General features: G+C 36.1%; 12 protein-coding genes. 3 read left to right on the plus strand and 9 right to left on the minus strand.

The window, feature by feature from the left end; genetic code table 11:
• Window positions 1-40: 40 nt before the first annotated feature.
• From NG809_RS11045 to NG809_RS11075, 7 genes are all read right to left on the minus strand, one after another.
• Window positions 41-343, minus strand: coding sequence for a hypothetical protein (locus NG809_RS11045; protein ID WP_262150618.1), 303 nt, complete (start codon window positions 341-343; stop codon window positions 41-43).
• 15 nt (window positions 344-358) lie between these two features.
• Window positions 359-1,027 carry a carbonic anhydrase gene (locus NG809_RS11050; protein ID WP_262150620.1) on the minus strand — a complete coding sequence of 223 codons (669 nt, stop codon included), beginning with the start codon at window positions 1,025-1,027 and terminating at the stop codon, window positions 359-361.
• A 135-nt stretch (window positions 1,028-1,162) separates the two neighbouring features.
• Window positions 1,163-1,720: a serine O-acetyltransferase gene (locus NG809_RS11055; RefSeq protein ID WP_262150622.1), complete on the minus strand. Its 558-nt coding sequence runs from the start codon at window positions 1,718-1,720 to the stop codon at window positions 1,163-1,165.
• A 47-nt stretch (window positions 1,721-1,767) separates the two neighbouring features.
• Window positions 1,768-3,018: a glycosyltransferase gene (locus NG809_RS11060; protein WP_262150623.1), complete on the minus strand. Its 1,251-nt coding sequence runs from the start codon at window positions 3,016-3,018 to the stop codon at window positions 1,768-1,770.
• A gap of 76 nt (window positions 3,019-3,094) precedes the next feature.
• A complete protein-coding gene (locus NG809_RS11065; protein WP_262150625.1) occupies window positions 3,095-3,658 on the minus strand; it encodes an acyltransferase in 564 nt (187 codons plus the stop codon).
• Between the two features lie 2 nt (window positions 3,659-3,660).
• The gene (locus NG809_RS11070) at window positions 3,661-4,812 is read right to left on the minus strand and encodes a glycosyltransferase (protein WP_262150627.1); all 1,152 of its coding nucleotides are present in this window, start codon (window positions 4,810-4,812) and stop codon (window positions 3,661-3,663) included.
• 11 nt (window positions 4,813-4,823) lie between these two features.
• Entirely contained in the window at window positions 4,824-5,651 is an 828-nt protein-coding gene (locus NG809_RS11075) for a glycosyltransferase family 2 protein (protein WP_262150629.1), read from the minus strand.
• A 99-nt stretch (window positions 5,652-5,750) separates the two neighbouring features.
• Between NG809_RS11075 and NG809_RS18375 the strand changes: the two genes are divergently transcribed.
• Genes NG809_RS18375 through NG809_RS11090 form a run of 3 tightly spaced genes read left to right on the plus strand, consistent with a single transcriptional unit; the run spans window position 5,751 to window position 8,933 of the window.
• Complete coding sequence (locus NG809_RS18375; protein ID WP_262150630.1) at window positions 5,751-6,521, plus strand: O-methyltransferase; 771 nt, start codon at window positions 5,751-5,753, stop codon at window positions 6,519-6,521.
• A 54-nt stretch (window positions 6,522-6,575) separates the two neighbouring features.
• On the plus strand, window positions 6,576-8,009 hold the full coding sequence (locus NG809_RS11085; RefSeq protein ID WP_262150631.1) for an MBOAT family O-acyltransferase: 1,434 nt from the start codon (window positions 6,576-6,578) through the stop codon (window positions 8,007-8,009).
• On the plus strand, window positions 8,010-8,933 hold the full coding sequence (locus tag NG809_RS11090; RefSeq protein ID WP_262150632.1) for a hypothetical protein: 924 nt from the start codon (window positions 8,010-8,012) through the stop codon (window positions 8,931-8,933).
• Here the strand turns inward: NG809_RS11090 and NG809_RS11095 are convergent.
• Window positions 8,925-9,863, minus strand: coding sequence for a glycosyltransferase family 2 protein (locus NG809_RS11095; protein WP_262150633.1), 939 nt, complete (start codon window positions 9,861-9,863; stop codon window positions 8,925-8,927). The two genes, NG809_RS11090 and NG809_RS11095, sit on opposite strands and share 9 nt — an antisense overlap.
• 5 nt (window positions 9,864-9,868) lie before the next feature.
• Complete coding sequence (locus tag NG809_RS11100; RefSeq protein ID WP_262150635.1) at window positions 9,869-11,116, minus strand: hypothetical protein; 1,248 nt, start codon at window positions 11,114-11,116, stop codon at window positions 9,869-9,871.
• Window positions 11,117-11,140 lie beyond the last annotated feature (24 nt).

The following is an 11,140-nucleotide window of genomic DNA, read 5'->3' on the forward strand; positions in this document are numbered from 1 at the left end:
GCAGTGCATTAAATGGATTATTAATACACTGCAAATTTATCTAGGCCTCTGGAGGAGGTGAAAATATATTGAGGTAAGGCGACAGATGACTGCGGTCATCGGTCTGCACAAAAAGTGCACCTTCAGAATCTGGCTCAAAAAACTTCAGGTGATCATACACGCTGAGGGTTTTTGGAAGCGTCTTTTCAACAACAGATAAGAATGATGAATAATGAGAATGAGTTTCTTCTTCATTCACCACCACATTGGTTTTCACCAAATCCCATTTCAGAACCGCAGCGATGCTTGGCAAGGCTGTAAAGTTCAATACAATGAGTAATGTGATCGTGCTCCAGATTTTCATTCTTTTCTAAGATTTTTAAAGAGTTCTTCTGCTCATCGTCCAGGAATCTTCGCTAAGATTATAGATCTTTTGGATGTCTTTCAATTCTTTTTCGAAATCGATTTCAAGATCAATAATTTTACCCGTTCTCATATCGAAAACCCATCCGTGTACAACAGGATACTCTTCTGCGATGTATCTTTCCTGTACACATGCCATTTTGATAACATTGATGCACTGTTCGAGTACATTCAATTCTACCAGTCGGTCATAACGCTTATCGGCATCCTCGATACCGTCCAGCTCTGCCTGATGAATTCTGTAAACATCACGGATGTTTCTTAACCAGGGATTAAGAATTCCCAAATCCTGAGGAGTCATGGCTGCTTTCACCCCACCACAGTTGTAATGGCCACATACTATGATATGCTTCACTTTAAGATGAGATACTGCGTATTCTACTACAGAAGCTGCGCTCATATCTAAAGCATTTACAACGTTGGCAATGTTTCTGTGCACAAAAACTTCCCCTGGCTTTGCCCCCATCAGTTCTTCAGCTGTAGCTCTACTGTCTGAACATCCGATGTAAAGATAATCAGGTGTCTGACCGCTTGCCAATTCACTGAAAAAATCAGGGTTGTCTCCTAACTTAGACTCTACCCACTTTCTGTTGTTTTCGAAAATAACTTCGTACGATTGTGACATAAAAATAAATATTTAAAGGTTATAATTATTTGTTTCGTTTAAATTATTTTCTTTTCTAATAGGTATAATCAATAATTATACAAATCTACTTTATTTGTTTCAGTATAAAAATTTTTTTAACAATGTTTAATATTTTCAGATCTGATTATTTATATAACCTTCTGTAGCGTCCTGATTAGGATAAATTTTTGCCGGATTCCCTGCCACTACAGAATTATCCGGCACATCAAAGTTAACATAAGCGTTCGGAGCTACCAAAACATTTTTTCCGATGATCACTTTTCCCACAATTACAGCATTGGAACCAATCCAGACTTGATCACCAATTACAGGATAACCTTCGTTTTTGCCTCTGTTCTGTTGCCCGATGGTAACTCCCTGAGCAATATTACAGTTTTTACCGATTTTAGTTTTGGGATTGATGACCAGGCTTCCCCAATGCCCGAGATAAAATCCTTCTCCAATTTCTGTTTCAGGGTAAATCTGGAAACCATATTTAATCTGAAAATGACGGAGAACAATTCGCCAGTATAGGCCTAAAACAGGCATTTTGCTGTATTTTTGAGCTTTTCTTAAAATGTAAATAAAATGTAGATTGGGATTCAGACATTTGGTCCAAATCTGAAAAGTTGAAAGCCATTTTCCGCTTTCACGGTAAAAATCTTTTTGAATAGTAGAGTGTTGATCTGCCATAAAACAAATGTAGAAAAATCTGATTCAGTTTTAAAATTACAATTTATTTATAATTCATCAAGTATAGATGCAATTTTCTGAACCGAATTTTCAAGATTAAAAGGCATTTCTGCCTGACTGAGCTTTGCCAGATGCGAATTGAAAAATGTTTTGTCGGTAATGGCGGTTTTCATTCCTTCGTAAATTCCGTTTTCAGAATTTTCCACAATCAGACCTAATTCACCATTATTCAGCATTTCTCTCACGCCTGAAACATCGGTAGCAATAATTTTCTTTTTCAGAGTAATCGCTTCAAACAAAACGGTCGGAAAGCCTTCATATCTGGAACTTAAAATATAAAAATCCGCTTTTTTAAAATAAGGATAAGGATTGTCTGTAAACCCCAGCATTGTTGCGGTATTATCAACGTCGAGTTCGGTTTTTAGCTTTTTGATATTTTCAAAATCGTAGCCGTCACCAACGATTAAAATTTTATTTTGAAAACCTTCATCTAAAAGCTTTTTATGCACTTTCAGAAGTCTGTCGAAACCTTTTTGAGGAAAAACAGTTCCTACGGAAATAAAGGTAGGAGGTTGGGAGTTGGAAGCGGGAAGCGGGAAGCTGGGAGTGTGAAGTTCAGAATTTGAATTTGAAGTTTTTGTGTCTTCCAACTCCCAACTTCCAACTCCCAACTTCCGACTCCCGACTTCTGACTTCCGACTTCCATCTTCCGACTTCCTGATAATTTCTTCAGTATCTAAAGGATTGTAAATTTTTACGATTTTTTGTTTTTCAGTTTCACTTTCAGCTAAATCATGGAAAAGTTTCTCAATTTTTTCTGAAATCACCATAATTTTATCAAATTCGAAGAATTTTTTAATTTCATCTTCATTATAACCTTTTACTTCTGAAAGATCGTTATGAATCCAGACTATTTTTTTCGATGATTTTAAAGGAGAATTCAAAATTTCATCCCGCATTCCGTGGATGGCTGCGAATTCAACATCATATTTTTTATTCTGAAGTTTTCCTTTGTAGAGTAGGTTTGGGCATTTTTTTAAAGCTTTTTGATAAATCACCCGTGCCGCTTTTTTGGGAAGATCCTGAAGTCGGTTGGTGGTGATCATTTCGCCTTTATTCAGATAGATAATATTAATCCAGTCCGGAACATCTTTCAGATATTTTCCTGAATATAAATTAAGAAGAAGATCAATCTCATACTTGTCCTGCGGAAGATTTTTAAGAAAAGTAACCAAAACTTTTTCTGCTCCACCGTGACGGAGAGAACCGATTCTGATGAGAATTTTTTTCTTTTTCATTTTTTCGTGTAAATGTTTTTTTATTTGTCTTAACAGGTTTCGATTGTCATATTAAGATTTCTGCATTTTCTACATATTATTTCCTGACAGGTTTATAAATATGAGGAAGATGGGCTTTGATATGTGCTTCCAAAAGCTCTCGTGTAGGTTCCAGATCACGCGGATACATCACATTATTGGCCAGCAGTTTGTCACCATACTCCTCAATCGTACAGATAAATTTTGCAGGAACACCGGCAAAAACAGTTCCTTTGGGCATCGATGTCGTTAAAATTGAGCCGGCTCCAAGAATACAGTTGTCCTGCATTTCCACGCCCGGCATAATGATGGTGTCTGCGCCAATGAGACACTGTTTCCCGATTTTTATTCTTCCGAAAGTTCTCACGTCCTTATATTTTTCAAAAAAATGCAGTGCGTTTTGTCCGCCGTCATGATTTACAAAACGGATATTGTTTGAAAACGTAGTCTCATCTCCGATTTCTATTAAAAAAGGCTCTGTACCAAACTCCGGAACTTCTACAAATCTCACATTTTTGCCTACTTTCAGTCCTTTTGCGATACATACCTTTAAATATATCCTTTGAATCATAAACTGATACGATGTGTGGAGTTTTAGAACTAATCGGTATAAAAGAAGCATTTCTAATTTTTTGTTAAGTTAATAATGATATTTTCAACAGCGTCAAAAATCTGCTGATTGTCAAACAGTTTTTCGATATCCACCAGATTTGCCCTAATCTTTGCGATGTATTCCGGTTCAGTCATAAATTTTTTCATGGCTGAATACATTTCATCTGCTTCATAATTGATGAGGTAACCGGTTTTGTCGTGAACAATCATTTCAGGAATTCCGCCAACGTTGGTAGAGATGATCGGTTTCTGTAAAATCAAAGAATCGGCGATAATTAGAGGCCAGCTTTCTGATTCTGATGGTAAAATGAAAAAATCTGCGTTTTTAACATAAGGATAAGGATTTAAAAGTGATCCTAAAAATTTAAAACTGTCAGTAACACCTAATTCAGTTGCCTGTTTTCTTAAATTCGACATTTCTTCACCGTCGCCGATTACAATAATCTGCTGATCAAAACCGTCTTTTAAAAGTTTTGCGTGGGCATCCATGAGTTTATGAAAACCTTTCCTGCTGTGAAGTCTTGCCACCGACACAAAAACAGGTTTCTGTGGAAAGTCAGGTGTAAATTCTTCTGATTTTTTCTTTAATTCTTCAATCGGAATCGCATTTCGCACAACCTGATTTTCTGGAATCTGAAGATTGGGATAAGTTTCAATTAAAATATCTTTAGTCTGCTGAGATCCGAAAATAAAATAATCAAACTGTGGAATCTGTTTCAAAATTTCCGGAACCAAAGGCTGAAGTTTCGGTAAAGTAATATCTGAATGAAACCAACCTATTTTTTTTGAATTTTTATTGGATGAATTTAAAACTGCTGCAAAAGTAGCGTACGTAGGTGCGATTTCCACATCGAAATTATCATTTAAAATTTTTGCAGAAACTTTTGGGTTTTTGTGAGCCTTATCCAGCTTTATTTTTCTCTTCGCCAGCTGAATTTTCTGAATCAAACCGTTTTTAGAAAAATTCTCGCGGCCTTCACCGATAAAAACTTTTCTTACATGCACCGGAATTTCATTTCGCAACTCGCCCTGATTGATATTCAGACAAATGGTCATGTCGAATTTTTCTTTATCAAGACCATTGAGCATGCTGAGAATTACTTTTTCCACGCCGCCCATTTCCATGGATCGCTGCCTGAAAAGCACTTTTGTTTTTTTATTCATCATCATCGTTTTTATTGAAACAGGATCTTCATTTTTTTCATGATTCTGAAAGGAATCGAGTTCTGGTATTCCAAAAGATCATAAATTTCTTTCGGATTAGAATACTTTTCAGGAATTTTCTTACCGTTAATGGTTGTAAGATTCCTTCTTTTCATTGCATTAAAGATCACTTTGGCAAAATATTCACGTGATTTTGGCAGATTTTCGTTTTGAGAAATTCCTCCTGAATGCGTTCTGTACAGATAGTTGGCTTCATCGATGAACTTCACTTTGCCTTTTTCATATATTTTTAAGTATAAATCCTGATCTTCGGCAATTTTCATTTCAGAATTCATCTTTTCTGTTTTTTCGTAAACATCTTTTCTGAAACATACAAAATGAACAATATGGACCGGACAATTGAAAAAATAAGGATCGCTGTTCACCACCTGCATTCCCGATTTAAACTGTTCGAGAGGCTTTAAATGCTCATCACATTTCATAAAACTGGAGTAGGTGAGAACAGTTTTTTTATCTTTTTTAAAAACATCAATTGAAGATTTCAAAGCATCGGGAGTAATCGCATCATCAGGATCTACAAAACCGCAAATGTCGCCGTTGGACAGTTCTATAAGTTTGCTTTTTGTTATACCGACGCCGCTGTTTACTTCATTCCTGAAAATTTTAAAACGGCAATCGTCTTTTACCAAAGCAGAAATAACTTCCAGAGAATCGTCTGTGGAAGCATCATCAAGAATAACAGCTTCCCAGTCTGTAAAAGTCTGAGCGATAATAGAATGGTAGCAGTCTTCAAAGAACTTTCCGTTGTTGTAATTGGCAATTAAAATGGAAAACTTCATGAGGAGGGAGGCGTCTTTGTATTAATAAATTTTCACAAAGATAAATATTCTGCTCAATCTGATAAAAATCTTTATTTTTGCACCATTAATAATAACACTGTGAGCGAAATAACCCGAGTTCTCAAGACCTTTATTGGCTATGCGAAACGTCCTGATCTCTATCCTGAATTAGGAAGAAAAATAATCAAAAATATTTTTAACCGGAACAGCGCGTTTAAAGGCAAAGAAAAGACGAACCTTTGGGCTTCGCAAATTGCTGTAAGTCAAAAACATGCTATAAAGGAACTGTTCAGTCTTGATTTTCAGCCTTTCTCAGAAAAATATCCACAGGAATTTCAAAAAGCTTTAGATACCCAAAACGCCTGTCCGATAAAGATGGGTGGTGCGGGAGCTCTGGAACTTTTATACAGTGCCTGTGAATTTGCCAAAGCAAAATCTGTTGTGGAAACAGGTGTTGCTTACGGCTGGAGTTCTTTCGCAACACTTACATCATTACAAAAAAGAAACGGAACTCTTTACAGTTCTGATATGCCTTATTTAGGGCAAAACGGCGATCAGTACGTTGGCTGTGTGGTTCCTGACCATTTAAGGTCAAACTGGAAGCTTTTCCGTCATGCCGATCGTGAATCTTTACCTAAAATTTTAAAGGAAAGTAGCGAAATCGATGTGGTACATTACGATTCTGATAAATCTTACGAAGGAATGAAATGGGCTTACGAAACACTTTATCCGAGATTACGAAGAGGAGGTGTTTTTATTTCTGATGACATAAATGACAATTCTGCTTTTCAGGATTTCTGCGAGCAGGAGAAGATTTTGCCGACTGTAGTGGAATTTGAAGGAAAATTTGTGGGAGTTTTTGTGAAGTAAACGGATTAAAATTCGTGCAGCTAAGGCTTTTGTTACTTAAACTTTTGTACTGTTATGTTATTTAATTCCCTCAGTTTTTTAATTTTTCTTCCGATAGTATTTTTTCTTTATTGGTTTGTTTTCAACAAGAAATATCAGAATCAGAACCGGCTTCTGCTTTTAGCCAGTTTCTATTTTTATGCATGCTGGGACTGGAGATTTCTTTTTCTCTTAATCTTTTCGATTGGACTTGATTATTTCTCTGCTCTTAAAATTGAAGAGAGTAGAAGTAAAAAAGCGGCGAAATTCTGGCTTATTCTCAGTATAGGAATTAATCTGGGATTTTTAGGCTTTTTCAAATATTACAACTTTTTTACAGAAAGTTTCAGTGATTTGCTGTCAGGATTTGGTTTTCAGACAAATATGTGGCTGCTGAATATAGTTCTTCCTGTCGGAATTTCATTTTATACCTTTCATGGTTTATCTTATATTATCGATGTCTACAAAAAGCGGATTAAGGCTGAGCAAAATTTTATAGACTATGCTGTTTTTGTGAGTTATTTCCCACTATTGGTGGCTGGTCCTATAGAAAGGGCAACGCATTTGCTGCCACAGATTCAGAAAAAAAGAGTTTTCACTTATGAACAGGCTGCTGATGGGATGAGGCAGATCCTTTGGGGGTTTTTCAAAAAAATGGTTATTGCCGATAACTGTGCTCCTTTAGTAAACGATATTTTCAATAATTATGAAAATCAAAATCCTGTAACATTGATAATAGGTGCAGTCTTATTTGCATTCCAGATCTACGGCGATTTTTCGGGATATTCGGATATTGCTTTAGGAGTTTCGAGATTATTTGGTATTGAGCTTCTGAAGAATTTTGCTTTTCCGTATTTTTCAAGAGATATTGCAGAGTTCTGGAGACGGTGGCATATCTCGCTCTCGTCTTGGTTCAGAGATTACGTGTACATCCCTTTAGGGGGAAGCAGTGGCGGATTGGGTATGAAAATCAGAAATACATTTATCATATTCCTGCTTTCAGGTTTCTGGCATGGTGCGAATTGGACATTTATGCTGTGGGGATTTCTTAACGCTCTGTATTTTCTGCCGCTTCTCGTTGTTAATAAGAACCGACAGAATATAGAGGTCGTTGCCAAAGACCGTATTTTACCAACTGTTAAAGAATTTTTACAGATGGGTATTACATTTACCCTTACATGCATTGCTTGGATATTCTTCCGTGCAGAGTCGGTATCGCAGGCTTTTTCGTATATTGGTAGAGTTGTAAAGTTTGATTCATTTGCGGTCTCACAATCTTTTCCTGCAAAGGTATTTGCCCTTATTGTTGTGATGCTGCTTATTGAATGGATGAACCGCACCAAGTTTCATGGTTTGGAAATTCGGCGTTACCATCCGGTGGTGAGAAGAGCAGTATATGTTTTTATACTGTTTGTAATTTTTCGTTATGCCAATTTTGGCAATAATGAATTTATCTATTTTCAGTTTTAGATGAAAAAGTTTTTACTAAAAATATCTGTTTACATTGTTGGTGTTATTGCGCTCCACGTCATTTTAGGCAGTTATGCAGATGGCAATACGGATGATAATTATATGCATTTTGCTGTTCCAAAACCCCAAAATATAATCATGGGAGATTCGCGCGGATCTCAGGCAGTTGTATCAAGTGTTTTAGGAAAAAAGCTCTCCGGGAAATTTGATAATTTTTCTCTGAATATTGTGCAGTCTCCATACGGTAAAATTTATTTTGAAGCTTTAAAAAGAAAGATTGACCCTAAAACAAAAGACGGAATTTTTGTTCTGACTGTTGATCCCTGGAATCTGGCATTACACAATGGTGTGAAGCGTGAGGAAGATTTTCCTGAGCAGAAATCTCCGTTTAAAGATATGAAGTTTTACAGCATGTCTCCTAACTATGAATATCTGTTGAGAAATTACTCGAGAAGCTGGTTTAAAATCTATCTCGAAAGAGCTGAAGCAGGTCGTTCCAATACCTATCTCCATGATGACGGATGGATGGAAGTGAACATCAGTATGGAATCGGATTCTGTAAAAATAAGAACCGAAAAGAAAGTTGAATTTTATAAGCAACTTGCGACGGAGCATCACCAGTCTAAAGAAAGAATGAGTGCGTTGAATGATATTATAGCCTACTTGCAGAAGAAGGGTAAAGTATATATTGTAAGAATTCCAGCTGCTGAAGGTATTACAGATATTGAAAATAAAAAGTTTCCAGAGTTTGACGACATCATGAAAAATGTAGCCTTCAAATATAAAATTGATTATTTTAACTTTTCAAAAGACTATAAAAAATACACTTATACCGATGGAAACCACATGCATAAGGAGTCTTCCAGGCTTTTTTCTGCACAGATTGCTGATTCTATTCTGCAAAGCAGAAAAAGATTAAAATAAATCCTTCCTGAAATTAATATTGTACAACCCTGAACGAATACTTTTAAAATCAATTATTAAATATTTCGCAATCATTACCCATTTATTCAGAAATGAGGCATTGGCAATTTCAAAACTACGATGCGTTCTGTTGATATGCGTTTTGTATTCTTCAGGTAATTTTTGTTCGGTTTCTGCCCAGTTTTTCAGTTTTTGCCAAAGTAGAATTTTTGTCGTTGCTGGTTTTGTCTGCTTGGTTTCTACCTTGGTAATTCTGTTGCTTTCATGAATTCCCCTTATCGCAATCGCCCGATCGTTTATTCCTGTATAAAGCTGAAGGTAAAAGGCTAATCTGATGGTAAACTCAGTGTCCTGATGCAGTCTTAAAGACGTCTCAAACATTTTATCCATTTTAGAAAGTGCAGATTTTCTGATGGTCAAGGTGTCCAAATGAATCAGTCCGAAACTTCCGCGTAAATTCATTTGTCCCGGGCAAACATCTTTTGGATCAGCCTTTTTGTAAACCGTATCAAGTTTATCCTGATAAATGTGATAATATTGTTTCTTTGCTTTTTCGGTATAATAATGAACGCCTAATGCGCCGTAAACGCCTTCAACTTCAGAATTTTTAAACAATTCTTTCTCAGCATCAAAACGGTTTGGTAGATAGTAATCATCGGCATCAAGAAAGGCAATGAAATCTCCCGCAGCTTTTTCTAGTCCTAAATTTCTGCTGGCTCCGGCACCGTGGTTTTTTTTATCGGGATGCTGAAATAATTTCACACGGTCATATTTATTGCACAATTTCTGGCAGACCTCCAGAGCATTGTCGGGAGACTGATCTTCAATCAAAATCACTTCAAAAACTTCATTAAACTGAAGCGCAGATTCTACGGCCTGTACGATATATTTTTCAGCATTGTAAACGGGAATGATGACGGAGATTTTCATGCGATTTACAGAAAGTAATTAAAGATTAAACTTAACTTGGTGATCATTTTATAGATAAAAGTGGAATTCAGATAGTTTTCTGTATTCATAATATAACCGGGAATTCCTAAAATAATAAAAAGAATATACAAACTCATCTTTTCTGACACAAAAATAGGATTTTCAGTAAAAAATGAATCTTTTATCCTCATAAACCGGATTATATAGTCCACTGTATTCTCAGGAACAAAGAGAAATGCTGCTATGGATGTAGAAGACCAATAAAAAAACCATCTACCATAATCACATCCCAGTATAAACAACGGTACAACAGCTGTTAATTGTATCAAGGCAACCGTCAGCATAAATTTTCTGTATTTGAGTTTTTTATGAATATCAGCAAAGAAGATACTTAAATTAATAAGAATATAGAAAACGGATGCTGAAATAATAAGCCAAACCAAAGGCGGGAAAATCAAGCCATTGTCTGTAAATGCCTTTCCTTGTGCAAAGGCAATCCGTACTCCGAACTCCAAAGACCAAGACAGCGAAGTTACAGCATTTTCTATCGTTTTATCGTGTAGATTCCATGAGTTTAATATAGCCTCTACTGTTTGCTCATTTCCGCTGAAAATACAGACGGTTAGAAATGTGAAAATTGGAATAACGAAAGAATAGAATTTATTGAAGGTCAAGTGTAAGCATTTATTCTCCGCTATCTGTAAAAAGGTCAGTATAGGGAATGTGATAAAAAATAAGGATTCGTGTATAAGGATTCCAACTGATAACAGTAGATTTGCCATCAGCGTTGAACGCATGGCAGTGGTGTAAAACAATTTCAGTATTAAGATGAAAAATACAATAATCAGTACGTCCTTCCTCACCCAGTCTCTGCTAAAAACGGGAGCTGCAGCAAGTAGAACAGATCCAGCAATGAAAGGCGGAATTTTTTTATTTAGAAATCCTTTGAAGAAAAGGTAAAAGTAAACACCTAAACTTACCACACAAATGCTGATCACGGTATAGTAGGTTGAAAAACTGAAAGTGTTGCAAGCCACATAAATCATCTGACCCAAAAGCCCCCTTCTCACAAAACCTCCTTCGTAATTGATCAGAATCTCACTGATATTCCAGCTGTAAAAACTGAATCCCTCCAGCAGATCGTCTGTAATCTGCCAGATGATGAGAATCATCTCCATCGCCAGAATCACCATTGGAACCGTAAAATATTTTTTTACAGAATTCCAAAGATTTGTATTAAGATTTTCAGACACTATAGATTGGTAATTTTGAATAAT

Source organism: Chryseobacterium foetidum (assembly GCF_025457425.1).
Taxonomy (GTDB): domain Bacteria; phylum Bacteroidota; class Bacteroidia; order Flavobacteriales; family Weeksellaceae; genus Chryseobacterium; species Chryseobacterium foetidum.

Coding starts and splice junctions, on each gene's coding strand:
- NG809_RS11045 (WP_262150618.1), bottom strand. CDS start 343: ATGAAAATCTGGAGCACGATCACATTACTCATTGTATTGAACTTTACA.
- NG809_RS11050 (WP_262150620.1), bottom strand. CDS start 1,027: ATGTCACAATCGTACGAAGTTATTTTCGAAAACAACAGAAAGTGGGTA.
- NG809_RS11055 (WP_262150622.1), bottom strand. CDS start 1,720: ATGGCAGATCAACACTCTACTATTCAAAAAGATTTTTACCGTGAAAGC.
- NG809_RS11060 (WP_262150623.1), bottom strand. CDS start 3,018: ATGAAAAAGAAAAAAATTCTCATCAGAATCGGTTCTCTCCGTCACGGT.
- NG809_RS11065 (WP_262150625.1), bottom strand. CDS start 3,658: ATGCTTCTTTTATACCGATTAGTTCTAAAACTCCACACATCGTATCAG.
- NG809_RS11070 (WP_262150627.1), bottom strand. CDS start 4,812: ATGAATAAAAAAACAAAAGTGCTTTTCAGGCAGCGATCCATGGAAATG.
- NG809_RS11075 (WP_262150629.1), bottom strand. CDS start 5,651: ATGAAGTTTTCCATTTTAATTGCCAATTACAACAACGGAAAGTTCTTT.
- NG809_RS11085 (WP_262150631.1), top strand. CDS start 6,576: ATGTTATTTAATTCCCTCAGTTTTTTAATTTTTCTTCCGATAGTATTT.
- NG809_RS11090 (WP_262150632.1), top strand. CDS start 8,010: ATGAAAAAGTTTTTACTAAAAATATCTGTTTACATTGTTGGTGTTATT.
- NG809_RS11095 (WP_262150633.1), bottom strand. CDS start 9,863: ATGAAAATCTCCGTCATCATTCCCGTTTACAATGCTGAAAAATATATC.